Here is a 26476-nt window from a genome sequence, read left to right as displayed (position 1 = left end):
TATATTCAAGCCTCCAATCGTAATATTTTTATCTGAACCTGCACATTATTCATAAGCAAACATTTCAACTTCTGACCGGTTAAATGATAGGAGGTATTTTTATTCTGTAAATTATTGTTTGAAAATTAAATGTCATTGTTATTTTTACCAGATAGATGGTTGTTGTTGATTTTATTTGGCTATAGTGATCTCCAAATGATTTACTTAATATTCTTTCAGGAAAATTCATTTCTGAAATCGAAGGCTTAACAGGATGGCTAAGAAAGTGTTTGCCTCATCAAGAGATCTGGATCCCAAAAAAGAGACGCTTGAAGTGTTGGCAGAGGGTGTTTACGCCTTTACCGCTGAGGGGGATCCTAATGTCGGGGCCATTGAGGCAGAAGACTTCCTTATTGCTTTTGAGGCTCGGGCAACACCAAGGGCGGCGTCCGACTGGTTACGGGAACTCAGAAGGCATACAACAAAGCCTGTTAAGTATCTGGTTTTGTCCCACTACCATGCAGTGCGCGTACTCGGTGCCGCCGCCTTCTCAGCCGAATCGATTATTGCCCATGAGAACACCCGGTTCCTGATTGAAGAGCGTGGTATGGAGGACTGGGACAGTGAGTTTCGTCGAATGCCCAGGTTGTTCCGGGAACCCGAAGGAATCCGGGGGCTGACCCATCCTGATATTGTGTTTAATGATCGATTGGAAATCCCGCTGGGTGGGCTTCGGGGAAGCCTGGTGCTGGAATACTGTGGACGGGGTCATACCGCCGGGGATATCTGTGCCTGGCTGCCCCAACACAATATTCTGTTTGCCGGAGATCTTGTTGAGGCCCAGGCTGCACTTTATACCGGTGATGCTTTCCATTTTGACTGGTCCACCACCACGTTGGACAAGATAAAGGCTTACGGTGCTGAGACGTTGGTTGGTGGCCGGGGTGCAGTTGTCCACGGTCGGGATCATGTAGATGCAGCTATCGAGCAAAGTCGCACTTTCCTCAAGACCCTGATTGATCAGGTAGGGACCGTTTATAAAAACGGGGGAACGTTAACCGAAGCCTTTGCCGCATCCCATAAAAGCCTGGCCCCCCGGTATGGTAGCTGGCCCATTTTTGAGCACTGTTTGCCATTTGATGTTCAGCGCCTCTGGGATGAGTTTGCTGGTATCGACTGGCCGAGAATCTGGACTGCCGAGCGAGACCAGGAAGTTTGGGATCAACTGCATGGCGTATAGTAAAGTCGGTATCATTAAAGAAATGTATACGGTTAATAAACGACGGGTTGATGATCCCCGGCTTACATACTCACCGACTGACCATAAAAATTTATATATGACTTGACTCTCCAGGGTGAAATCCGTTTAATACGCCTCGCACATCGTTTTCGTTGTTTGAACAGCGCCTGGGTAGCTCAGTTGGTAGAGCAGCGGATTGAAAATCCGCGTGTCGGTGGTTCGATTCCGCCCCTAGGCACCATACTTAAATGATAAAAAATATGTGTGCCAAAATTTAGCCTGGGTAGCTCAGTTGGTAGAGCAGCGGATTGAAAATCCGCGTGTCGGTGGTTCGATTCCGCCCCTAGGCACCATTATATAAAGGCCCTGAAGCATTTTTGTTTCGGGGCTTTTTTGGTTGAAAAGTCGTATTATACGACGGAGTGTTTTTAGAGTGTCTTGGTCACAGTCTCTTCTTTGGAGTTATACCATCCCCCCCTTACCCTTTCCCGCGTGACGATGTATTGTCTTGCAGTGACTTCTGGCGTTAAGGATGTTTATACGGTACTGGAGTACTTCTCCGATATTCTTCTTCCGCTTAGTCAGCACATATCGGATAGAATCTACTCAAAAAAGGGTGCAAACTCTAAGAGTCCGAGAATAGATTGCCTTAACGAGAGCCACGTTGTCTAAAATAAATAACTTGATATTGCCAAGATGCTGAACCAGGTCCTTACAGCAGAAATTGGAGATGAATCCCACCGGTCAGCCACTGAGCCGGATTACTCTGCTATATCCAAAAAACCAGCCAGTGCTGATTTTTTTGCTGGAAGTGGACTTGCCACTGAAGGACTAAAAGATTTCTTTGACTCTGTATGGGCCAACGATATTTGCGCCAAAAAGCAGGCTGTTTTTGCCGCAAACCACTCGCCTGAAATCTTTACTCTTGACTCAATCGAAAACATCAAGGGTGACAAGCTTCCCCGACACTCCTTGTCTTGGGCAAGCTTCCCTTGCCAAGACCTTTCCCTTGCTGGAAATATGGGTGGAATAACCAGTTCTCGCAGCGGAATGGTTTGGCAGTGGCTACGCATTCTCGATGAGATGAGAGAAGCTCCAGCCGTATTGGTTGCTGAGAATGTCAGAGGCCTGGTATCCGGTAAGAATGGTGAAAACTACCTCGCTCTTCATAATGCTTTACTTGAAAGGCAGTACAATGTTGGAGCTGTCCTGATAGATGCTGTACATTGGGTACCTCAGTCTCGCCCGCGGATATTTGTCATTGCCGTGAGAAAGAGTACTGATATATCCGGTTTTATTACTGATTCACCAACATGGGCTCACCCCAAAGCTATTCAGGCCATTGCTTCCAAAGCAACTGATTGGACATGGTGGAACATTCCCGCTCCATCTACACCAATGCACCCACTGGAGAAAATCATTGAGCTGGATGCGCCCTTCGACTCTGAGGAAACCGTCAATCACCACCTCAGCCTTATTCCCAAAAGCCATTTTGATAAGCTTGAAGCCGCTGTAAAAAAAGGTCAGAAAGTCTTCCCGGGATATAAGCGAATCAGGAATGGTCAACAAGTGTTAGAGGTCAGAACGGACGGCCTTGCAGGTTGCCTGCGAACCCCAACTGGTGGTAGCAGCAGGCAGCAACTCGTTATATATCGTAATGGTAAGTTTGGAACTCGCCTTCTGACTGTGAAAGAAGCTGCTCAACTAATGGGTGCCCACAAATACCAGATACCAGGTACTTATAATCAAGGATATAAGGCCATGGGTGATGCCGTTGTGGTTCCTGTTGTACGACATCTTGCAGAGCATTTGCTCTACCCCCTTATAAAAAAATAGAGCTGAACTCTTTCTGTCGATAATGTTTAATAGCCTTCAGAAGGGTGGAGGCTATATGATTGACTACGGTATAACCGCTTGTGCATTTGAAACAGAAGAGCTGAGAAGACAGTTGTCTGCTTTTTTCGACTCCTCATTTTTAGGGCAAAAGGTTGGTAACTACAAGTTCGGTGTATATGCATTCTACGACTATGAGCGGGAACCCATTTATATTGGGCAGACCAAAGAAAGTCTGCGCACTCGAATCCGCAGACATCTGACAAACAGGCGGACTGATGCAGTTGCCATGTCAGTTCTTGATCCAATGGAAGTCTACGAAATAGAAGTGTGGCCCCTTCCTCAATACACGACTCTATCCAAGGATGAACGCAAAACAGCGAGCTTGCACTTAGATGCGCTTTAATATGCTGTATACAAAAAGAGCATTGAGACATCCAGGTTTCACGCCGTTTTGAATGAGAAAAGTCCCCCACAACCAAAGATCGAAATTGATATTCCACCATCATTTCGACAAGTCGTTATTTCTGATGAAGTCTTCAAATTGAGGAGCCATCCTGATTTTCGTATAGCCAGAAGGGCGGCAACTATCGCGAAGTTATCCCACATCATTAGTGAGAGAAAGGTAGCATACGGGCTGCGGAACACGTTGAATACTCAAGCCCTCAGGCTGCAATGGCTCACAGAAAAAAGGCTTTCGTCAGTATCGCCAGATTCTAATGAAAGTGATGATTGAAACTCAGCAATTGCTAGCCCGGATATTTCATCACCTTTAATGCATGCATGCCTATCGTTAACTGAACAATAGACATGATCAAAGATTTTCCCATCAGCTGTTAAGGCATGCCAGCCCCTGAGGCTTGCTGAGAATAGCCAGCCGGAGGTTAGTTATCTTCCGGCACATAGCCTTCAGCGGCATCAATATCTTCGCCAGAGAAATATTTATCCATTTGTTCCATAAGGTACTGCCGGGCTTCAGGTGCCAACAGGTTAAGATGCTTTTCATTGATCAGGCGGGTCTGGTGGGCCTGCCATTCAGTCCAGGCTTCCTGGGAAACATGCTCGAAGATCCACTGACCCTTTGGACCGGGTAATGGCGGAACCATGAGGCCTTCCGCTTCTTTTTTCAGTTTGACGCATTGAATCATTCTGGCCATTGTTATCTCACTGCTTCAGTTACTATGGATTGAGGGTATCTTAACGGGAAAGCTACCTGATAAACATTCATTCCCTTCAGGAAGAGCAGCTGACTTCCAGTTTTTTGCCCCATTCAGGCGGTTGACCTGCATAGTGCTCAAAATCAGGGTGCTCATCGTAGGGCGAAACCAGCACGTGCATCAGGTTTTCAATTTCCCGGTAGTCCCCTTTCTCTGCCTTTTCGATTGCCTGTTGTGCCAGATAGTTTCTGAGAATGTATTTCGGGTTCACCTGTTTCATTCGTTTCTGGCGGTTATGGTCATCCAGAGGGTTTCTCTTGAGCCTTTTCTTATAGCTATCCAGCCAGGGGGCAAGTGATGGGTGGTTAACTAACGGCTCCAGCTGGTTAACGGCCTGTTCTGAAGGAAAGCTGCTGAGGGTTCGGAAGAATAATGTGTAATCACAGTGACTGTCATGCAATAGCTGAAGGAGATCGCGAACCAGTTCTGCGTCTTCCTCCTCTTCTGCCAACAGCCCCAGCTTATCGAGCATCAGGCGGGTATAGGTTTGGGTGTAGATTTGTGGGTATTGATCCAGAGCTTTCTGGATTAACTCAACATCATCAAACAGGGGAACCAGTGCCTGGCCCAGCCTGCCGCAGTTCCAGTAGCCAATGTCGGGTTGTTGGCTGAAGGCATAGCGACCGGAGTGGTCAGAGTGGTTGCAGATGTAGTGCCAGTTAAAATCGTCCATAAAACCATAGGGGCCATAATCAAATGTATCCCCGATAATGCTCATATTGTCGGTATTCATAACGCCGTGGGCAAAACCTGCGGCCTGCCACCGGGCAATTAAGGTTGCGGTACGATGAATGACTTCTGCATAAAACAGCTGATAGCCTCTGTCACTGCCCGCCACTGCTTTCATTCCTTCAAGATCATGAAAGTGGTGTTCAATGGTGTAATCAGCCAGCTCTTTTAAGGCTTCATACCGTTTGTTGAAAAAAAAATATTCAAAGTGGCCAAAGCGGATATGGCTTCTGGCCAGTCTGAGTAATGTTGAACCCGCTTCCCTGGTTTCCCGGTAAACCGGCGTATCACTGGTCACCACGCACAAAGCGCGGGTCGTCGGAATGTCCAGGTGGTGGAGCGCTTCGGAGGCGAGATATTCCCGGATGCAGGAGCGCAGAACGGCTCTGCCATCACCAAATCGGGAGTAAGGGGTTGGCCCGGCCCCTTTCAGATGCAAGTCCCACTTTTCTCCACGGGTATTGACCAGTTCTCCCAATAACAACCCTCTGCCATCACCCAGCTGGGGATTATAGGCACCAAACTGATGGCCGGAATACACCATGGCCAGTGGTTCTGAACCGGGCCATGCACGGTTTCCGGAACCGATCAATGTCAGCTTTTCCCGGGTTTCCCGGGTGTCTTCAAGGTTTAGCTGCTGGCCGGCTGATGGGCTGTAGGCCACGAGTCTCGGGTTCTCCAGGGGAGTTGGGTCCAGCCTTGTATAAAAGTATTCAGGCAAGCCTGAGTAGGTGTTGTTGAAGTGTCCGCCATCAAGGTTATTCATCCCTGTGGTGCTCCGAGTGATTCACAGAGAATCAGTTTACTCTGTATCTGTGCGCTACACATTCATTCTTATAAATGGCCAGTTTTTGAACTTATAGCCAGTTTTTCTGTCTTAGAATATAAGTTATTCAAAATAATAAAGGGGAGAGGTACATGAATTCAGTTGAATTGGGCGCTTTGAACGCCATGTCTTACTGTTGGAACAAGCATGATGACAGTTTCATCCTTGCTCGTGCGGTGAAAGCCATTGCTGGGGTGGTGAAAGCAACATTTACCAAATATACCGTCTCATTAATTGAAGCCGAGGCTGTGATGAAGCGCCATCCCGATGCCTGGTTTGCAGAGCCTGTCACATGGGCATTGGCTAAATACAAGATAACCCATGCAACGGATACTTCACGACAACCCGTAACAGCAGGCAGTCCTCCTCCGTCATCAGCAACAGCAGGCAGTTCTCCCTCATTGCCCCAACCACCGGTGAATTCACCATTCTCATTCTCCTTAAAAGAAACGGATACAACCCGGGTTCGATTTATAGACGGATTCCAGACAGTAGCAGATGTGAAGGACGCTTATAAAGATATGAGGACGGCTGCTGGTGATTCGTGGGTTGCAAACGCGAGGTTAACCTGCAAACAGGTGACTAAAGATGCTGTAGATGACATCGCATTTAATAATAAAGATCATTACGCTATATCGAAATTCCTGGTAACTATCACCCACCCAAACCATAGAGGGGAATCGATTGAAGAAGTGCTTCATGTGATGGATAAAAGGACTGGCCAGCACAAGCTGGTGCGAATTGGTTCGTTCTGTGAAGTTGCAGGCGGATCAACAACAGTCGGAGGGGGCGGTTTCCCCGGATATTCAGAGGAAAGCTCAACCAGGGCAGGCCTTTATTTAAAAAATCTCAAAGTTAAAGACCAAAAAGGCAATGATTACTTTCCCTATGCGCAGACCAGATTTGGTATGGGTACATATGACGGTAATAATGTAGGCAATATGTGGAGTTGTGGTTTTGACGTACTGAGATTGCAGCTTTTCCAGGCAACAGGTTATAAATTTTCTTTTCAGGTCCTGGTTGCTTATTTAGAAGAAATAATCAGCGCCAGAGGTGATGCTCAAGAGTTGAGACGTGTTTTGTCTAATGGCCATTATCCTATGTCCATACATGTAATGCACCTGCTTTTAACCGGCATCGCCTCGTCATCAGGCTACTCGAATTTACTGGTGGAAAAGCGGTCTGTAGGTGAGGGTCGTCTCACGCCAGACGAAAGAGAAGGCCTTGGTCTCAAATCATGCACGCGTCAGGATATATTGGAAACCACAAACTGGGATTACTCATCAACAGCCATGATTTGCCAGCCTTTATACTCTTTTGGTATCTATCGAAGCAAAAAAAGTGACGGTACTTTCGAATATACGGTCTACGATCCTCACAATTTCGAAGGTAATCCAGACTTTTACGCTTCACCCAAGGGGCAGGGGCGAGAGAGTTTTGCATCCGCCCAAGATGCGATTAATCATGTAACAGGCAGTAAAGGAGGCCGCAATGGCAAGATTGATCTTTTCTTTAGAGGCCCTGATGCTGGACTATGCTTTATGCGGGACAGAATGATGAAAACGAAAGGTCGGCTGGAGTCTGAAGGAAAAGGCTTTTAGAAGCTATAGCGAACCCTGGCAATACACCCATCAACTTCGAAGTTATCTGCCCAATGGTGGGAGTAACGGAAGGTAATGGTGGTATTGCTCTGAATTTCCACACTCATGCTGGCATCAAATTGATAGCGATTGCTATCTCTGTCAGCACCATTGATCCGGAAGTGTTCACCCCCTGCGGCAAAGTGCGCAGTGATCGCAATCGGATCTTTCTTGAAATCGTGAAAGCCCATCAACCCAAGCTCTGGTTTGATGATCATTGCCCGGGTATTCATTTCTCCAATCAACTTCAGGCCAGCACCCAGTTCCATGATGTCATATTTGCCATTTTTGACCTGATCGTATGATAAGTGTGTCTGGGCAGGATCTCTGGCGGACTCGGTATAATCGTCAGTTTGGATGGTGAAATAATTAAAGGCTACCTGAGGCTGCCAGCTCCACTCATCTCCCAGGGAGTAGGTGTGGCCCGCAATCATGCTGACACCCCAGCTCCGGGAATCATATTTTGCATCGTTCAGGTGACCATCAACGTAGCGGCGTCCTTTATTCTTGCCAGAGGAATAACTCATCCGGCCATCAAAGAAAAAATCATTTTCCAGGTACGAGGAGTAAAGGCTGACAATATGAGTATCCGTGTCAATTTTGTTTCTTGAGCCATCTTTCCCTGCTACGTTTCCTTTTGCATAGGTGTAGGCAATGCCTGCTTCTATATGCTGATCCCTTTCCAGAGGGCTATCTGCCCCCATGGAGAAGCCAGTGATTCTGGCATGATAACCCGGTACATGGTCCTTAATATCCTGTGTTGCCTTGCTGTAGTCGTATTGAATCCAGGCCGCGCCCGCAGAGAAGATATCTCCGGTGTTGATGCCGGTTCGTTTGCCGGACATTCTGTCGTTAAGGGTTTTGCCCGCCGTTTTCAGTGCAAGGTTGGCATTATGCACCGCATGAGGCGACATGGCAGGGGCAAGCTCTGCGACTTTTTTATTGTCTTTGCCGGGTTTTACATTTTTTACAACATGCCGGGTTAATTTGGCACTTTTACTGTCGTGTTCGGCTTCTTCTTTATCGGAAGGTTTTGTGGCTGCCAGCATCATGGAACGAAACCGGCCCGGAACCTGAGAAGTCCGATGGTCAGCCTGATCCGTGCTGATCAGCAGCATTCTTTTTGCGTTATCCGGATCAATGATCGCGTCATAGTGAATATAGAGCTCATTGTTAGCATCCACATTAACCGGCTGGTTAATGTTGGAATCCTCTGCTTCCATCAACAGATATTGTTTGCCAATGGCCGGATCTTGAATGATAACGCTGTCAAACACAAAATCAGCAGCAGGACCCACGTGGATATTTTTGGCTGCCACCACCGGGGCTTGCGGTATCGTACCATCGGTTAACGGCTCAAACCCTGCTGAGTCCGGACTTTGTTCTGTCAGCACCAGGCGACCATCCTGTTGATAGTTACCGTCGATATTAAGTTCAGATGGGATGGTAACGACGGCTCCCTGACGAATATGCAATGCAGGTGATGATTCAGGCACCTCTGCACGACGACTGTCTGGTGAGCCGGAAACGATAGCCATTCTATCTGCCAAAAAATGGAGATGGCCATTCACTTCAATGAGCCCACTGGACCGAAGCAGGTTGCCTTTATAGTGGTTGATACCGTTAAAGGTAATGGAATCAATATCGGATAATTGTTCTGCCACTGTTGTATTGTTGGCAATGAATCGATCATCTTTACCGTTGGCTCCTTTAAGTGAACCAATCTTGCCACCGGTTTGCTCTATGCTGAATGATGGGCGGCTCTGTAATGGTAACAGGTTGACCTCATCCAGCGTTCCTCTGGAATTTACGTATACCCTGCCACAGTCTTCTGTAAAGTGGGTTGCCAGTATTCCTTTGCCCTCTGGCACCTGATCAGAAACAAGAATATTGGCTGCACTGGCTGCTTCGTGGATGTTGATATTTTCAGGGTTTGTTAACTGAATGCTGTGCCAGTCAGCGCCAAAGATATCGATATTGGCAAATCCTGAGGCTGTTTTCAGTGGGCCATTCACCAGGGCCAGAGTGTCGTGTTTATCCTGTCGGCCGATGACCCGATCGGTATTGCCGCCATGTTGCATAAAGTACAGGGGAGGACGCTGGGTATCCGCCGAGAAATCCAGTACTTTCAGCTCTCCCCGGTGATCAGGTAATTCATTGATGCCAGCCTCACCGAGATTGGTGACGACAAATGCCTTGTTCCAGTCATAGGGGGCATCACCAGAAAAAGAAATATACATCGACTGTTTTTGAGCGGCATCCTGCTCACTGGGCTGTGTTCCATCAGCAACAATAAGATCTGCTGCCCCATCAGGGGCAATAGTGAGTGTTTCGGGATTATTCACCAGCCCCTGGCTGTTCCAGCCTGAGCTATGAATCCAGATATTTTTCACAGAATCAACCGCACCAATATTGGCTCCGTCGTTGAGATTGAGCCGCTGTATCTGCGGAGTCGGCTGGTTGCTTTTTATCGTCAAAGGGCGCTCTGGCGATGTCTGTATATTCAGCCTGGCAGGGGTATCCGGCACATCGGCTGCGGGCTTGGAGCTGTCGGCAACATTGACTTCAGCAACAGGCGCATCAGCGACCAGTTCCATAGCACTGATCCGGCCTTCAGAAACAAAATCCGGGGTTGTGATAAACAGTCGTTCTACCGCCGGTATCTGGCCTTTAAGCTTTGCGCCTTCCGTTAGCTGCAGGCTATCAATTTTTTTGCTGAAGACACTGACGGGTCTTGGAGTACTGAGCACCAGGTTGTTCCCAAAGGGACTTTGTTGCGGGTTACCACCAACCAGTACATTGCCAAGCCCGGTTTCCGGAGAATAAACACCGTCGGCATTAATAATTTTACCCAGCTCCAACGTCTTGTGGTCACCGGGCATGATGCTTACCACGCCACCCTGCAACGACAGATCACCAAGGCTGGCCTGGTCATATACTTCCAGCAGGCCAAGTGCTCCACCCTCTGTCACCGTAACAGGTAACCGCTGTCCGGCATCTGTTTTAACCTGAAGGGTCAGATCATTTTCTGTACGGCGAGGGGACTCCTGAGGTCCATAAACCCGCAGTAATGTCAGAATGCCATGCTTATCAATCAGCACTTCTCTGGTGTTATTGAGCGTTCCATGGGAACCCCAGTCATTACTGGCAACGGTAACGGAGTGGAGGCTGTCCGTATCGCCCTGAATGTGGCCTCCGCGAATAACCAGCTGATCGTCCTTTTCCGGGTTGCCTGTCAGAGTACCTATTTCACCATTAAGAATCTCAAAACGCATGTTGGGGCGTTCTTTTATGTTGAAATTTAGCCCCGGTGTCTTGAGGTCAGTTTTTAATGTTGCACTTTCAGGCCTCCCGACTGAATACGGCATAAACGTCGGATTAGGTATATCCTGGATTTTGTCTGCTCTTTCTTTCTCCAGGTGATCTGCACTGACCGCATAAATATGCCCAATGGGCAGGGAGCTGGTGAGGGTCAACGACTCAATATCACCAGCAAGCGCCACCGGTGCTGGCACGCCACGAAGATTCAGGGTGGCAAAACGATGTTGCAGCGCTGAGCGTGAAACGGCCTGTACGGTTTCTGCTGAACCGCCCTTAACGGTTAGTTGGTCATCTCTGGCTTTGTTGCCCCGCAGGTTTACCAGTGTGTCACTGTCGTGGATATAGTGAAGGTCTGGACGTTGATGGCCATAGGATGCATCAACCTCATTAACAGTGCCGTAATTGGTGATCCTGATGGCATCACCGGATGCCCTGTCACTGAAAAGCAGCCCCAGGCTGCTATCGCTATGTGCCGGAGAGGCTCCCAGTGTAACGCCTTGCACCTGTGCAGAGGATGAAACTTCAATATGTCTGGCATCATGAACGGGTCCGTAAGCGTGAAAGGGCTGGTCAGCAGAGGCCTTGACGATTAGTTTCTCCGGAGCAATCAGTTGGCCAAAACGCGCCCCATTGGCGATGGTGACTTCTGCTTTACCCGCTGATCCATCGAATTCCGGGATCGGTTGACCCGAGCTGATGTCAGACTCTGAAGGCGTTGCAACCACCAGTGTATTGGCTTTTTCTGTCAGTCGGTTGTCTTGTAATGACTGTGCTGGGTTCCCGAGGACAATTGACGTCTGTTCAAAAGTGGGTGTGTCTTTATCACCAGCGAATTCAGTGACCAGATGTTTTACGCCACGGACTGGCGTTTTTACCTGCCAGTCACCATCGGTTTGTGCTCTGATTCGATTTACATCCTCAATGATATTGATGATTCCGCTTGCCAGAGATAGCTCATCACGGCCTTGCAGATGGCCTGTCATCTGGCTGATATTACCTCCCACCAGGGATATTCTGGCGGCAGGACGGTGATTGGTGTCCGATAAATCAATATGGGCTATTCCAGATTCGCTGACCTCGATATCAACGCCATTTTCTGATGGAAACGAATCCGTAAAACTGAGCTGCAGGGTTTGCGCCTGATCCTCACTGACAGGACTCAAGGTGACATTCACAGTGCCGACAGCAATCAGTGATTTTGGGTTGATAATTGGCTGGGATGCAGTCCACCGGTCACCGGTTATATAAATGAATTCAAAGTCCCTGACTTCACCATTGACTGAAATCTTCTGGTTAATGTCTTCAGTCATGTTGTCTGCCGGGTTGATACGCAGAATATCCATCGGGCTGTTGCCGAGCAGATTTCCCTGCAGTGTGCCGCCACGAAGCTCAATCAGGTTCAGGTCATTACCGGAGCCTTCAAGCAGCACGGCGGCACGCTGTCCCCTGATATAGCTACCGGGGGTGAAGATGGCGATATTAAAGGGTCCTGTTCCCCGGATAGCGGCATCATCACTGATCACTGTTCCCGAATTCTTCAGCCCGCCTTTGTGCAGGTGAATGCCGCTGGCACCATCCGTAGCAGTTATGGTACCGGTGTTGGCAAAAAGTCCAAAACCGACATTTGGATTATCCGGCTCAATGGATTGTGCCCTGGCTCCGGTTGAGTGCGAACCCGATATCTGGATGCTGCCGTGATTTTTGATCAGGCCATTGTTATAAGACAGCAGTCCGGTTCCCTGACCCTTAATTGAGCCATGGGGATAATTTATGGCACCTGCTCTGTAGTCATTACTGTGTTCATCCCACGCTTTGCCGATTCCGGACCAGACAATGTTCTGTCCATTGCTGACCATTCCTGTGCTTTCGGGGTGGTTTAGCAAAATGGTGCCGTGGTTGGTGGCTGTCGTTTGATGGCTTGTATCTTCAGGGCTGGCTGAAGCCCTCATACCTGTTCCTGGTACATTGATTTCAATATTGCCGTGGTTCAGGATTTTTTCACCCTCAGCCTCCATTCCTGTCATCCCCATGGTGGCGATGTAGATAGTGCCGGAATTTATATTGTGCGCATCGGGACCCGGTGAGGAGTTTTCCTGAGTTTCTTGCTGGTCATTGGATAAATTACCGACATTTTCAGTTTCAACTCCAGCTTGATCACTTTGGCTTGATGTTGAGACTATTGCAGAAATGGCAATTACCAATATTTTTTTATGGAATGTCTCACATTTGCAACCAATCATTCTTCAGGTTCCTCAACCAATGGGTTACACCATAGAGCTGAAACTTCTATACACAATGTATAAAAATAACCTCAGGGTTATTTCCAACGCTGAGGTTATTTGCTGGGATAAAATGCTGGGGTATGAACGGCTGTCAGGCCAACGATTACTTGAAATACAGATAGTATGGAAAAGGTTTTTTTCCACGAAATATTTTTTTAGTTTTAAAATAATTTTTTTACTTTGTTTTTGTATAAAAAGTGTTGTTTGTATTGATCTGAATTCGGAAGCCATATTGTGAATATGGCTTCAGGGTAATTTCTTACAATGCATTCTCAATTTTTTGTAACAGTTTCTTTACCGGTGCTGCCAACCCCAATTCAGGCGACTGATCCAAGGCAAACCAATAATAATTGTCATGGTTTTTTATTACCGTATTGGTTTGTCCCGGATATTCAACAAAACTCAGTGCCGGGGTAATGTCCAGATGGTAGTGGCTGAAGGTATGACGAAAAGACGGCCATGTGTCGAAGTCTGTCAGTAACAGGCCTGTCTTCTCAAGTGCCTGCTCGATAATCTGATCAGGAGCTGAAATCTCGGGAAAGCTCCAGAGTCCTCCCCAAATGCCAGATGGTGGTCGTTTTTCAAGCAGAACTTCACCGTACTGATTCACTACCATCAGCATAATAACCGACTTTTCCGGTTTCTCCCGTTTTGGTTTTGATTCCGGAAACAGCCTCTGCTGGCCTGTTTTGTGCGCTATGCAGTCGGCTTCCAGTGGACAAACCTGGCAGGCGGGTTTACTTCTTGTGCAAACCGTTGCCCCCAGATCCATCATCACCTGAGTGTAATCACCTGTGCGACACTCAGGTGTCAGCTGTTCAGCAATCTCCCATAGCGCATTGGCGACACGTGTCTGCCCGGGCCAGCCGGAGATGGCAAAGTAGCGGGTAAGCACTCTTTTTACATTGCCATCCATGATGGGAGCCCGGATCCCCATGCTAATGGAGGCAATGGCACCAGCAGTGGATCGGCCAATGCCCGGAAGTTCCATAAGCTGTTCAACTGAGTGGGGAAATGCCCCTGCGAAGTCACTCACCACTTTTTTTGCGGCTTTATGCAGGTTTCTTGCGCGACTGTAGTAACCGAGCCCACTCCAGAAATGGAGTACTTCATCTTCACTGGCTGCTGCAAGGTCAGTCACTTCTGGAAATCGCGCCATAAACTTCTGGTAGTAGGGGATGACGGTGGTTACCTGCGTCTGCTGCAGCATGATCTCGCTGATCCAGACACGATAAGGCGTTTTATTTTGCTGCCACGGCAGATGTTTACGGCCATGTACATCGAACCAGTCCAGAAGTCTCTGGCTGAAAGTATGGTCTTTATATGGGGCTTTTTGAGTCATTAAATTACAAAAACAGGTTTGCGACCAGCCTGCTGGCCGATCGCAGTATAGTCGTTATGGGCAGAAATTTTATTTGAAGAAGCCCTGGAGCAGATCTTTAACAGGTCCCTGCACCTTGTCTTCTATCTTCTGCTTAAGGCGGTTTTCAGCAATTTCGGCAATGGTTTCAGTCAGTCGTCTGAAATCTACGCCACATTTCAGGGCACCAAGATCACCGTGGCAACGGACAGGCCAGGTGACATTGACGTAATCCTTGTTGATCTGACAGGCAGGATCACTGTCTGGTGCTTCTTCGCCACGAATGTTGAGACCCATACGATAATCCAGCTGTCGATCCACAAGATTTACCTGGCCATCACCTTTCAGGTTCATATAAGCGAGCGCTGCAATCAGGTTGTCGTTTTTAGCAACACCGTTTTTGATGACGAAACTGCCGCTCAGGTCGGTAAACTCAGTAGATGTGCCCCAATCCGTCGCTCTCAGCTCTTTCTTACGCACTTTGGCAACGCCTTCACAGACCAGTTTGTCAAAGTTGGCATCAGTGAATGCGCCTTTATCAATCTTGAATTCAACGTTGCCATTCAGGTTTTTGGTGAGAACACTGGCGTATTGACCCTGTGTATGAACCTTCATACCCGCATTCACATCGCCTTTCAGTGAGGCAAGATCAGGAATGGCGGTTGATAACGCCTCAAGGCTGATATTTTTCAGCTCTGCCGATGCTGCCATTTTTGGCTTGCCTGACCGACGTACATCCAGGTTAGACGTCATATCAATAGTACCCTGATAAAAGCGGGAACCAATGGTTACTTCCTGCTCACCCCGGGCTGCTTTTATCGAAACAGACGGCTGTTCAAAAATGAATTTGGCCACGGTGAGAGAGGCCAGCTTCATTGACCCGTCAAGGTTAAGGCCGCGCAGCATGGCTTCCGGAATCAGAGGATGCTCTTTACCCGGTGCGGGTGGCTCTGAGCCCGATTGAGCGGGTTGCTCTTCATCAGGCACTTCTGCGTTATCCGTGGCAGGGGGGAGATAGTTATCCAGATTAAGGTCGTTGCCGGTAAAGCTGAACTGCATATCGCCCCGGTCAATGCTGTTCATCCTGAAATGGCCATCCAGGGTGAAACTGTCCAGCTGGAGCTGCAGCTTATCTGCGCTCAGGCTTTCACCATTGGTGCTGAAATGACTGTCGAAGGATAGCCGGTTCAAGGCTTTCGGGTCAGCCATGGGAGGGAGTTGTACCTTGATCTGGTTCAGCAGATTGGCAAGGTTAAACTCGGCAACGCCCAGGTTGCCCTTAACCAGCATGGGTGTTTGTTGATATTGAACATTACCCACAATACTCAGGCTTTCACCTTTTTCTACATCCGGTGTGGCACTGACTTTCAGGTTCTGGATGTCATAATGACCCGCTTCCAGATTAAACGTCATCTTGCCACTGATCAGTGAATTTACCACCAGGTCAGGAATGGTGATGTGGGCTGTTAATTGAAAGTCAAAAGGCTGCTGATTGCGGATGGCACCAGTGGTTAAACTGGCCTGGTCAATCATGTATTTCTGCCCGGAAACCTGGTCTTCATAGCTGATCAGCAGTCCACTGACGTTGACACTGGCAATATCCAGTCTGACAGGCGAGGCTGGTTCTGACTCAGGCGTCGGGGATGGCTCCTGTCCCCTGGGCGTGGGGTGTTGTTCAGTGGGCGTTGGCGCACTGACCTGCCAGTTGCCCTTGCCTCTGGTATTTTTGACCAGCGTTAATTCCAGCCCTGTCAGCTCAAGGGTCTGCATTTCAATGCGTTTACTGATTAAGGGTATCAACTTCACGCTGACTCCGGCGGAGCCCAGTTGCGCCAGGTGTGAATTATTGGCCCCTGCGACGGATACATCCTCAAGAGAAAGGCCAACCCAGGGGAATATTGACCAGCCAATGGGCCCGTTAATGCTGACTTTCAGTCCCGACTGTTCATAAACAAGCCGGGTGATTTCATCGCGATACTGGTTGGGGTCGATAACGCGTGGCAGCAGTGCTGCACCGATAACACCCAGCAAAACCACCGCCGCCAGCAGCACGGCAATGAACTTGAGAATGCGGTTCATGGGAATCCTCAGGATTTGTGGAAGAGTGATAATAAAAGACACCTATCTTACCCTGATACTTAACGTCATCAAGGGTAAAACAGGCTTGTTGCGGAAATGGGAACTGCGTCAGAGGCTGGCGATTTGCAGCTTTTTCAGTGATTCCACCGGACGGGTCCATGGATGAAGTATCAGGGCAATGTTTTTCATTGCCGGGGACTTCAGCGCCCTGATGGCTTCCTGACTGTTTCTGTATTGCCCCTGAACCAGAACATACCAGTCCTTCTGGTTGCGCTGAACATGAACAGTGACTGCTGAAGCCAGCTCCGGGAAACGCTGTTTCAACTTGTCAATTGTCTGCCGGTTACTGGCTGCGAACCACTGAATGGTATAACTGTCATCAGGGCTGTTCAGCAGTTCATTCACAGGATTCTGAGGGGCCGGCTGTTCATAGTGTTGATAGTTGTTGTCTGGCTGATAACCCGGTTGGAGAGGTTGATCTCTGTCGGGCATCGCATGAACAACCGTTGGTCTGTGCATTGTCGGTGTACCAACGTCGTTTGAACTCATTAACCTTGCCTTCACTGGCTGTCGGTTAAGGTCTTCACGATGGACAATATAGGTCTTGTCGCCGGGGTCTTCCTGACTAATCCATTGGCGTCTATCAATAGACGGCTCTGTCACGGGTCTGGCCCACGCATGGGTAGCCTGCGGGGTTGAACCGACCAGGGACTGCAAATAGGCGACCTGTCTGACTTTTGGCGAGAAACGTGCCGACACTCTTGACAGTGAAGGCGTGAGCAGAGCATCCAGAGCCTGGGAACGATTCACAAAAAGCATACTGACCAGGGCATAGCGATTCCTGCTGTGTCTCTGGTAGTGGATGATCTGGGTATTTTTCAATTCGCTGTAACGAAGCCTTGCCCGTTCAAGTGATGCTTTTCTGCTGGCATTCATCCATTCAATCGTATAACTCTTTGGATTGGCGGTCAGAACATTCATTGCCGGACGGGAGGGTTCCGACTCTTCATAACTCCGGGGTTGTCTGTATTCAGGGGCTGGTGCAACAGGCGCGTTTGGCGTGTTGTAGTCGACACGGCTCCCCTGAGTATGTTGCTGAGGAATTCTACTGCGATAGGCCGGTGAGATGCTGACATACATTTCCTGCGGGTTAGCCTGCTCTGGCAGAATCCGGTAGTTTTGATCACTGGATAAGCCGGAGTAGGATTGGCCCTCGAACTCACTGCCATAAGACACAGTATTTATTTCAGGTGGCTGGCCAGTATCATAACCTGTCTCAGCCGATGGGTAGCCATTATCACGACGGATGACCGATGTTTCCGGTTGCTGAGTATAAGAGGGCTGCCGTTGATATTGTGAAGGTTGACGGCTTTGCTCTGTACTATAGGAAATATCGTAGTTAATAGGCGCATTGTTGCTGTCGCGCATGGACAGCTCTGGAGTATATTCTGGCTGATAGCGATCCGCCAGCTGTTCCACCGGGTAATTCGGCCTGATAATATCCAGTTTATGAATACTGGCCAGCGATCTTGTCCAGGGATAAAGTTCTCTGGCCATATGGGATCTGGGCGGTGAATCCAGTTCCGCCATGGCGGCAATATGGCTTGGATATGGGCCATCCAGAAGCACATACCAGACGGTGCCTGATCTTTTGTATTCAGCAATGGTCGCGTTTTTTAAAACCGGGTAGCGCTGCTTTAGCGCCTCCAGCTGTTCACGCTCTTTTGCTGCCATCCATTGAAGCACGTAATGGTCTCTCGGAGCATCCAGAATACTGACGAGGGATTCCGAGTTTCGAGCTTCAATAGATAATGAATTATAGGATTCAGCATAAAGCTGTTGTTCATCAGACTGTTTTTGCCTGGAGTATCCGGCATACTGTTGAGCAGGTTCGGTTTTATAAAACTGTCTGCTTATGCCGTTGCATAGCCAATCATTATTAATGCCTGACTGGCAGTTCCAGGAAATATTCGAAGCCAGAGGTTTTGGCGGCAATACTAGACTCTCTGCAACAGGTGCAGCAATTGACGTCAGAGCGGCCACGACACAAAGCCTGAGTTGTTTTTCCTTAAACAACAATCGACCGGACATGGTATCAGATCCTTCTTGGTTCAAATCAACAATACCTGACTAGTAAACAAAATCAACCCTTATAAAAATTAATTTTTTATTAAATATTTTTTTGTGGATATTTCGATTCTTATAAAGAGAGCTATTATGTTAACGGCGAAGTTGTTTTTTTCGGGAAAACAAAGGGTATTCACTTTTTGGTTTTTTTTGAGTCTGAAAAAAGCGAGCTTATCCATTAATTGATTATTAGATTATCTAAAAAACCAGCCTTTAATAGTGTAAACAAAGGTTGGCGGTCTCCTCAGATTGAGTGAAAGGTTGTTGAGGAAAAAAAATGTCAAAAGTGAATTACCCTGCTTTCAAATTACCAGGTAATGTAATTTGGCTGATGGGGTTACTGAATATTTTATGCATAGCGCCTGTCATCAGCATGGCCAATGAATGCTTCCCTGAGTTTGATAAGGCAAAGTCTCAGTACATTGTCGGTTATGGTAGCCTGCTTTATGAACAGGCCAGGAAATCAACCAATATCGGGTTTAAGCCTGAGGTTCCGGTCTGGGTTGATGGGTTCAGAAGAGGGTGGCAGACCAGAACCCGTCAGGATAACACTATCAAGGTGACTGAGCTGGGGGTAATATCGCTGGTTGGCGGACGATTTAATGGTGTGTTGATTTCCATGCCAACCAATAAGATCAAGTCCATAGATCGTCAGCAGCAACTGACCTGCCGTGTGCTGGTCAACCCCGGGCGATTAACCTCCATGAGTAACGTGAATATCCCGGAGAATAGCCAGTTCTGGCTCTATCAGACGCAGAATAAATACAGCAACAAACCCGCAGGCAGCTATCCGATCCTGATGTCCGATGTGGATGAATTTCTCACGGGGTGCCTTGAGCAGGCGGACCGGTTTGGTCTTGAATCCTTCGCCCGGGAGTGTGTGACTACGACCTGGAACTGGTCATCACACTGGGTGAATGACCGGCTACACCCATTGAAAGCAAAACCGGCTCAAATCCAGAGGCTGCAGGTGGATAAGCTTCTGGAAAACCTGGAAGGTGATCTTTATGAACAGGTCCGGTCCCAATAAAGAATATCCTCGGTCAGCCTCCTAGCGAGCAGTTAACAGTCTCTATATAATGCTCACCATAATATCCCGGCAAACAGAATAGATGACAATCCAACCGGAGAAGTTCATGGCTGAGCGCAAGGCGAGTGTTGAAAGAAACACCCTGGAAACCCAGATTCGTGTGGCCATCAATCTGGATGGTACTGGCAAGGCATCGTTTGATACAGGGGTGCCTTTTCTTGACCACATGATGGATCAGATTGCCCGCCATGGCCTTATTGATCTTGATATCAAGGCTGTTGGTGATAATGACATCGACGATCACCATACCGTTGAAGATATCGGCATTACTTTGGGGCAGGCCTTTGCCAGGGCCATTGGTGATAAAAAAGGGCTGTATCGTTACGGGCATGCTTATGTGCCTCTGGATGAGGCGCTTTCCAGAGTCGTTATCGATTTCTCCGGGCGACCCGGTCTGGAATTTAATGTTGAATTTACCCGCGCAATGATCGGCCGCTTTGACGTTGACCTGTTCTATGAATTCTTCCAGGGCTTCGTGAATCACGCCGGTGTCACCCTGCATATTGATAACCTGCGGGGACGCAACGCCCATCATCAGATAGAAACCGTCTTTAAAGCCTTTGGCCGTGCCTTACGGATGGCGGTTGCCCTGGATCCGCGCATGGCGGGCCAGATGCCTTCTACAAAAGGGTCGTTGTAACCATGAAGACAGTCGCTGTCATTGATTATGGGATGGGCAACCTTCACTCCGTCAGTAAAGCACTGGAACATGTTGCTGAGGCGAATACCCGAATCATTGTTACCTCCGATCCCGGGCAGATACTGGCTGCCGATAAGGCAGTGCTTCCCGGCGTAGGGGCAATCCGTGACTGTATGGCGGAGATACGGCGTCATGGTGTTGATGAAGTGGTTCGGGAGGTGGCAGCCAACCGCCCCTTGCTGGGTATTTGTGTAGGTATGCAGGTACTGCTCGATCATAGCGAAGAAAATGGCGGGGTTGAGTGCCTTGGCCTGTTATCCGGTGAGGTAAAGTTCTTTGGGAAAGACCTTCGGGATAGCGAAGGCGCTCGATTGAAAGTTCCCCACATGGGCTGGAGCCCGGTCCGTCAGGCTGAACCATCCCATCCTCTCTGGCAGGGAATCGAAGACAATGCCCGGTTCTATTTCGTGCACAGCTACTATGCCCGTGTTGCCAATGCCGCGATGGTGGTGGGTAGAAGTGACTACGGTCTTGGTTTCGATGTCGCCCTTGGTCATGACAATATCGTCGCTGTGCAGTTCCACCCTGAAAAAAGTGCCGCCAACGGACTGCAGCTGCTCGAAAACTTTTTAACATGGAAGCCATAACGATGTTAATCATTCCTGCAATCGATTTGAAAGATGGTGCCTGTGTCCGGCTGCGTCAGGGGGAAATGGCGGATGCCACGGTCTTTGGTGATGACCCGGTTGCCATGGCCAGCCGGTGGGTGGATGCCGGTTGCCGCAGGCTTCACCTGGTTGACCTGAACGGGGCGTTTGCCGGCAAGCCCCTGAACGCGGATGCGGTTCGTGGTATCACCGCAAAGTACCCTGATTTGCCCGTACAGATTGGTGGGGGTATTCGTGATCTGGCGACAATAGAAGCCTATCTGGATTCTGGTGTTTCCTGGGTGATTATCGGTACCAAAGCAGTAACCGACCCTGACTTTGTCAGGCAAGCCTGCCAGACGTTTCCCGGCCATGTAATCGTGGGCATTGATGCCCGTGATGGCCGGGTCGCAACGGATGGCTGGGCAAAAGTCACCAACACCCAGGTTGTTGACCTTGCACGTCAGTTTGAGCAGGACGGTGTCTCTGCCATCGTCTATACCGATATTGCCCGGGATGGCATGATGCAGGGGGTCAATGTTGCCGCAACCCGGCAATTGGCCAACAGCATGGCGATTCCTGTGATTGCTTCCGGTGGTATCACTGATATGAACGATATACGTGCCCTCAAAGCCGTTGCCGGTGAAGGGATTGCCGGTGCGATTACCGGTCGTGCCATTTACGAAGGGACACTCAATCTGAACGAAGCGCAACGTTACTGCGATGAATGATTATGGTATCCCTCCAATGAACAGGCCCGATATTAACCGGGACGATAAAAATATGGCCGTACTGGCGCATCTTCTGCCTCTGTTCGGCTTTATGGTTCCGGGGTTGAATATTGCCATACCGCTGGTGATCTGGCTGATGAAACGGGACAAGTCGCTCTATATTGAGCACCATGCCAGAGAGTCCCTGAACTTTCAGATCACCATCACACTGCTGGCGACTCTCTGGGTTATCCTCAAGTTCATGCTGGTTGGGTTTCTATTATTACCACTGGTGCCAGTGATCATCATAGTGGTTCTGGTGTTTATGGTCAGGGCAGCGATGAAGGCGGGCAGTGGAGAGTTTTACCGCTACCCGGTGTCGCTGCGTCTGGCCAATTAACAAGCGTTTGGAAAGGTTGCAGTCATGGGACTGGCTAAAAGAATAATTCCCTGTCTCGATGTCGAAAATGGGCGGGTGGTTAAAGGCGTTCAGTTTGTCGATATTCGGGATGCTGGTGACCCGGTGGAAGTTGCCCGGCGTTATAACGAAGCGGGCGCTGATGAGATAACCTTTCTTGATATTACCGCCAGCCATGAGGGGCGGGAGACAACAGTGCATACCGTTGAACGTATGGCCAGCGAAGTATTTATCCCGCTGACTGTTGGCGGTGGTATTCGCAAAGTGGCAGATATCCGCACCATGCTTAATGCGGGTGCGGATAAAGTCAGCATCAACACCGCGGCGGTTTTCAATCCTGAATTTGTGCAGGAAGCGGCTGACCGTTTTGGCTCGCAATGTATTGTCGTGGCTATTGATGCCAAGAAAGTGAGCCAGCCCGGTGAGCCAGACCGCTGGGAGATCTTTACCCATGGCGGGCGCAAGCCTACCGGCCTTGATGCTGTGCAGTGGGCACTGAAAATGGAGAGCCTCGGAGCCGGTGAAATACTGCTGACCAGTATGGATCAGGACGGTGTCAAAAATGGTTACGACCTGGGCGTCACCAGGGCTATCTCGGAGTCAGTGGGTATTCCGGTCATTGCCTCCGGCGGTGCGGGTAACCTGGATCATCTGGTGGCAGGCATCAAAGAGGGTAAAGCGGATGCGGTACTGGCCGCCAGTATTTTCCATTTCGGGCAATACTCTATTCCTGAAGCCAAGGAGTATATGGCTGCCCGGGGGATTGAGATGAGAATCTGACCAGGATTGCTTATCAGGGTGTCTCGCGGAGGGCTTTCATTTACCACTTACAGCGAGCTTCCATTTACACCTGGCCACGATTGTCAGAACCCAGTGGCTGAGAGGTAATTACTGCGACTGTTGTCGGCTTGTAAACCGGGCTGTCAACATAATAGCGATGGAACGGTTCTTTTTTACAACAAGAAGAACGCACGGACGGCAGGGCTGATACCAGCCTGCCATAGCAGAAGAGTGCTCCAGAGCTTGATTCAGGCTCCAGAAGATCTTGCGAAGAAGGGACCCGAACAGCTCCTGAACCAGTAACAGGGTTCATATATTCATTCTTAACGTAACTATTCCAAAACACCATAAACCTAGCAGACGGGAGTAGATCCTGCCGCAAAATATTTGAAATTTCTGTTAAACATTTGGTGGATAACCCGCAGGATGCTTAAGTAGTTTTAAAACAGCCTCTTAATTCCAGAATGGACTCCATCTCAAAAATCTGGCCTCTCAACTCATTGGCCTGCTCGTTTTTGATGCCTTTGATATTGATAACTTCACTGTCCAGAGCGGCAAAATCCGGAAGGTCTGAGGGAAGCCAGCTGGCTTCTGACCGGCGCATATAAATACCATCCATCTCTGGCAGGTTAGCCAGAGTCAGTGCCTGGCTGGCGGCACTGTCACCGAGGGCCGGGTGTTGCTCTTCCGGGAACTCTGCCTGTTGATCACTGACGCTCAGGCCAATACCAATATGTGTTTTGGCAATATTGATTGCTCCGGCTTTTTCAGCCAGCGCTTCGATCATCAGACAGCAGAATAGAGCATCTGAGGTAAATGCCGGGCTCTCTTTGCTGGAAAACCGCAGATAGGCATTCCCTTCTGGCGTATAGGTTACCTCGCCACCATAATAATCCGCAGCTTCGCTGATGATCTGGCTGTGAGTGCGGAGAATATCCTGCAAGTCTCTGGGGGCCAGTAATTGCTGAAGCCTGCCCAGGTTTTTGACTTTGATTGCGGCAATCATCGACGTTTCCTGCTGCTCTTCAACACTCTCTTCCGGCTCCGCCATTTTCTTTTCCAGCAGCTGCTGCTCGGCAAAGGCAGAAAGCCGGGTGATTTCGCCAGTGATCGGCGGGATTGGGTTCCCTGTGGGCAGAATGGAAAGTAACTGTCGTTCAATAAGGCGCAGCTGAGTCGCCAGGCCGGAGGCATAGAGGTGCAGAAAAATCAGCCCGGCCAGCAGCAGTATCAAGCTGATAGCAATAATCACGAACAGGGCTTCTTTTGGTTTCTGGCTGAGCAGACCTTCGTTGAGTGATAAGCGGGCGTAACCGGCAATCACATCCTGGTAATGAATGGGCGATGAATACACCGGATGCCTGATGCCTTCATCCGCTGTTTTGGCAATGGCTTTGGCAATTCTCTGGTTATCGATGCTGTAGATACTGGCTTCGGCAACATAAGGGTTCTGCACCAGCTGACTGAGCAGAACATTGAGGCTGAGCCTGTCTCCGGTGACCAGCATGTCGGTCGCGGCACTGGCAGTCTGTTCACTCAATAATTGACCGATACTGTCGGCCTGGTGCTGGCTTGATGAGTCAATCTCATTGCTGATGACCAACGACATCCCAATCGTCAGCGTGGCCATCAATAGACCAAAGATGACCATTAACTGCGTTCGGATGGAAAAGCGGGATGTGAACTGCGCAAAAATATCTGGCGTGAAAATACGCTTCTTCAAAAGTTAAGCTCCTGAGAGGAAAGCCAATGATTGTGATGAATTATCAACAGGCCCTACTGTCCATGAGTAAATTCTGACAGCCTCGCCGGGGAAGAGCCAGACTAAAAAAAGTGGAGACAGGCTGCTCCACTTGTTGCAATGGCAGGATGATACCAGACAAAACCTATTTCCCTTGCTATTTCAGAAATATATGATTTCATATGGTTAGCTACTTAACATTGCGTTAATGGTTATTTCCTTTTTAAAAAGGCTTTAATAAGCTCCCTACACTCACTGTCACGTTCAGCAAGGCTTAGAGGTGTAGAGCCATTTTGATTTTTCACTTTGACCCGGATGCCGACAACGTTCAGCAACTCCCTGACGATCTTTGCGTCACCTTGTCTGGCAGCCAGGTGGAGAGCCGTATCACCATTGAAATTCATTTGATTGAAATTGGTGCCTTTAACCGCCAGTAATTCCGTGACGACATCTGCACGGCCCTGTTTGACAGCAAGCAGGATGGCTGTATTGTGGAAAAATCCAACCCTCTCATTGATCTTGATGCCGTGAGTGTTCAGTAACTTCCGGACGATATGTATATTGGCATATTTGACAGCAAAGTGGAGAGCATTCCAGCGATGTTTATCCTTCTTATTGACGTTAATACCGTCAGTGGTCAGTAACCTCATGACGGTCTCTGTGCGATTATGTTGGACTGCCAGGTGGAGAGCCGTAAGGCTCGATTTATCAGCGATATTGATATTCACTCCATTGGTTTTAAGCAGCTTTTCCAGGCTTTTGCCATGACCCATGACAGCGGCGATGTGCAGCGGTGTTCTGCCGTTCTCATCGGTAGCATTGATGTATGTCGAGATGACCCGGTCATTCAGATATTCCATGGAATCGGTTTTGGCAGCACTGTGCACTAAGGCAGAGTATGTGCCCGTGCCCGGCGGCAGTAAGCAGGGCATCGTCAAGGTTGTTTGCTCCCGCTGCGACGAGAATTTCAAGGCAATGCAATTGCCCCCGTTTGGCGGCTTCGTGCAGGGCGCTATTAAGGGCAGGTCGGCCGGGGCGGGTGCTGATCAGGTCATTAAGGAGTTCAGTATTGCCCTTCTGGATAGCGGTGGTCATGTCCGGACGAATCAATGGCCGTGTCGATTGCCCGTATGCACATTCGCGCAGGCCAAGACTTCTTAACTTCTGCGGTAAATCGTCAGGCGTTTCAATGATGCACTCCGGGTTGCACTGGGTTCTGACCAGAGAACGCCCATCCAGCTGTCCTCTATACCCGTCGTCATTCATACCGATGCCACCATTTACGGGGACATTTGCTGTGTTGCCCCAGACATCACTCATGAAACCCTTCAAAACACTTTCCATCGCTTTGTCCAATTTTAGAGTTAAAGACTGTAGTTAGTTCTCGTCCAAAAACACAACCAATTGAAAATCCTGGAAATTCATCTTGAAAAATAATTGAAGCTTTGTTGTTTTTACAGCTAGAACATCAGGGAATGCTAAAAACAGAAGGCTTCGAATGCACAAGAAACGCAATCCGTAGGATAGTATGGAACTTCATTACGTTCCTCATGAAATCTGTACTCAGCTTTTCGGACTATCTCAGTGGCTTGATGCTTATCCGCAGTTGAATGACTGGGTTTATTGAAGACTTGAATTCTGGTGACAAACAGAACACTGACAGAAATGAGCTGTCAGCAAAACTGGCCCACCTGATGACCGTGTGGCAGTTTCATTGTGCGGGGTGACTTGGAAAAATCAGATTGCCAATTCTCATGAACGACTGTGACGATCATGAGAATTGGGTTCCAGAAAAGAATATAGGCGACATTTAACCT

At 48.8% G+C, this 26476-nt stretch carries 20 protein-coding genes and 2 tRNA genes; 12 read left to right on the top strand and 10 right to left on the bottom strand.

What is annotated here, in order from left to right:
- The first annotated feature begins 253 nt into the window (after positions 1-253).
- From O3276_RS13445 to O3276_RS13425, 5 genes are all read left to right on the top strand, one after another.
- On the top strand, positions 254-1219 hold the full coding sequence (locus O3276_RS13445; protein WP_269671807.1) for an MBL fold metallo-hydrolase: 966 nt from the start codon (positions 254-256) through the stop codon (positions 1217-1219).
- Positions 1220-1384: 165 nt separating this feature from the next.
- Positions 1385-1460 (top strand) — tRNA-Phe (locus O3276_RS13440).
- 36 nt (positions 1461-1496) lie between these two features.
- Positions 1497-1572: transfer RNA gene (locus O3276_RS13435), tRNA-Phe, on the top strand.
- A 343-nt stretch (positions 1573-1915) separates the two neighbouring features.
- On the top strand, positions 1916-3055 hold the full coding sequence (locus O3276_RS13430) for a DNA cytosine methyltransferase (RefSeq protein ID WP_269671806.1): 1140 nt from the start codon (positions 1916-1918) through the stop codon (positions 3053-3055).
- 55 nt (positions 3056-3110) lie between these two features.
- Positions 3111-3458 (top strand): GIY-YIG nuclease family protein, encoded by a 348-nt coding sequence (locus tag O3276_RS13425; RefSeq protein ID WP_269671805.1) that lies wholly within the window; start codon positions 3111-3113, stop codon positions 3456-3458.
- Between the two features lie 478 nt (positions 3459-3936).
- Here the strand turns inward: O3276_RS13425 and O3276_RS13420 are convergent, their stop codons facing one another.
- A complete protein-coding gene (locus tag O3276_RS13420) occupies positions 3937-4209 on the bottom strand; it encodes an oxidative damage protection protein (RefSeq protein ID WP_101746174.1) in 273 nt (90 codons plus the stop codon).
- Positions 4210-4285: 76 nt separating this feature from the next.
- Positions 4286-5764, bottom strand: coding sequence for a protein adenylyltransferase SelO (locus O3276_RS13415; RefSeq protein ID WP_269671804.1), 1479 nt, complete (start codon positions 5762-5764; stop codon positions 4286-4288).
- A 152-nt stretch (positions 5765-5916) separates the two neighbouring features.
- Here O3276_RS13415 and O3276_RS13410 point away from each other — a divergent pair, with 152 nt between their 5' ends.
- Positions 5917-7425, top strand: a complete 1509-nt coding sequence (locus O3276_RS13410; protein WP_269671803.1) for a hypothetical protein — start codon at positions 5917-5919, stop codon at positions 7423-7425.
- Here O3276_RS13410 and O3276_RS13405 read toward each other — a convergent pair.
- The 4 genes from O3276_RS13405 to O3276_RS13390 all read right to left on the bottom strand — a co-directional run bounded on the left by O3276_RS13405 (position 7422) and on the right by O3276_RS13390 (position 18597).
- Positions 7422-13025, bottom strand: coding sequence for an autotransporter outer membrane beta-barrel domain-containing protein (locus O3276_RS13405; protein WP_269671802.1), 5604 nt, complete (start codon positions 13023-13025; stop codon positions 7422-7424). The genes O3276_RS13410 and O3276_RS13405 overlap by 4 nt on opposite strands.
- Positions 13026-13326: 301 nt before the next feature.
- On the bottom strand, positions 13327-14409 hold the full coding sequence (gene mutY, locus O3276_RS13400; protein WP_269671801.1) for an A/G-specific adenine glycosylase: 1083 nt from the start codon (positions 14407-14409) through the stop codon (positions 13327-13329).
- Positions 14410-14478: 69 nt separating this feature from the next.
- Complete coding sequence (locus O3276_RS13395; protein ID WP_269671800.1) at positions 14479-16506, bottom strand: AsmA family protein; 2028 nt, start codon at positions 16504-16506, stop codon at positions 14479-14481.
- Positions 16507-16614: 108 nt separating this feature from the next.
- Entirely contained in the window at positions 16615-18597 is a 1983-nt protein-coding gene (locus tag O3276_RS13390) for an SPOR domain-containing protein (protein ID WP_269671799.1), read from the bottom strand.
- A 313-nt stretch (positions 18598-18910) separates the two neighbouring features.
- Here O3276_RS13390 and O3276_RS13385 point away from each other — a divergent pair, with 313 nt between their 5' ends.
- From O3276_RS13385 to hisF, 6 genes are all read left to right on the top strand, one after another.
- Positions 18911-19663: a hypothetical protein gene (locus O3276_RS13385; protein ID WP_269671798.1), complete on the top strand. Its 753-nt coding sequence runs from the start codon at positions 18911-18913 to the stop codon at positions 19661-19663.
- 106 nt (positions 19664-19769) lie between these two features.
- Positions 19770-20363, top strand: coding sequence for an imidazoleglycerol-phosphate dehydratase HisB (hisB, locus tag O3276_RS13380; protein WP_269671797.1), 594 nt, complete (start codon positions 19770-19772; stop codon positions 20361-20363).
- A 2-nt stretch (positions 20364-20365) separates the two neighbouring features.
- Positions 20366-21010, top strand: a complete 645-nt coding sequence (hisH, locus tag O3276_RS13375) for an imidazole glycerol phosphate synthase subunit HisH (protein WP_269671796.1) — start codon at positions 20366-20368, stop codon at positions 21008-21010.
- Between the two features lie 2 nt (positions 21011-21012).
- Positions 21013-21741, top strand: coding sequence for a 1-(5-phosphoribosyl)-5-[(5-phosphoribosylamino)methylideneamino]imidazole-4-carboxamide isomerase (hisA, locus tag O3276_RS13370; RefSeq protein WP_269671795.1), 729 nt, complete (start codon positions 21013-21015; stop codon positions 21739-21741).
- A 16-nt stretch (positions 21742-21757) separates the two neighbouring features.
- Complete coding sequence (locus tag O3276_RS13365) at positions 21758-22120, top strand: DUF4870 domain-containing protein (RefSeq protein WP_269671794.1); 363 nt, start codon at positions 21758-21760, stop codon at positions 22118-22120.
- A gap of 24 nt (positions 22121-22144) precedes the next feature.
- Positions 22145-22918 carry an imidazole glycerol phosphate synthase subunit HisF gene (hisF, locus tag O3276_RS13360; protein ID WP_269671793.1) on the top strand — a complete coding sequence of 258 codons (774 nt, stop codon included), beginning with the start codon at positions 22145-22147 and terminating at the stop codon, positions 22916-22918.
- 64 nt (positions 22919-22982) lie between these two features.
- Here the strand turns inward: hisF and O3276_RS13355 are convergent, their stop codons facing one another.
- The 4 genes from O3276_RS13355 to O3276_RS13340 all read right to left on the bottom strand — a co-directional run bounded on the left by O3276_RS13355 (position 22983) and on the right by O3276_RS13340 (position 25979).
- Positions 22983-23231, bottom strand: coding sequence for a hypothetical protein (locus tag O3276_RS13355; protein WP_269671792.1), 249 nt, complete (start codon positions 23229-23231; stop codon positions 22983-22985).
- A gap of 117 nt (positions 23232-23348) precedes the next feature.
- Complete coding sequence (locus tag O3276_RS13350) at positions 23349-24641, bottom strand: AhpA/YtjB family protein (protein ID WP_269671791.1); 1293 nt, start codon at positions 24639-24641, stop codon at positions 23349-23351.
- Between the two features lie 230 nt (positions 24642-24871).
- Complete coding sequence (locus O3276_RS13345; RefSeq protein WP_269671790.1) at positions 24872-25519, bottom strand: ankyrin repeat domain-containing protein; 648 nt, start codon at positions 25517-25519, stop codon at positions 24872-24874.
- Positions 25503-25979: an ankyrin repeat domain-containing protein gene (locus O3276_RS13340; protein ID WP_269671789.1), complete on the bottom strand. Its 477-nt coding sequence runs from the start codon at positions 25977-25979 to the stop codon at positions 25503-25505. Before O3276_RS13340 ends, O3276_RS13345 begins: the two co-directional genes overlap by 17 nt.
- Between the last annotated feature and the right edge of the window lie 497 nt (positions 25980-26476).

Source organism: Endozoicomonas sp. GU-1 (genome assembly GCF_027366395.1).
In the GTDB taxonomy this organism is placed as follows: Bacteria; Pseudomonadota; Gammaproteobacteria; order Pseudomonadales; family Endozoicomonadaceae; genus Endozoicomonas.
This window is presented reverse-complemented; position numbering and strand designations above follow the sequence as displayed.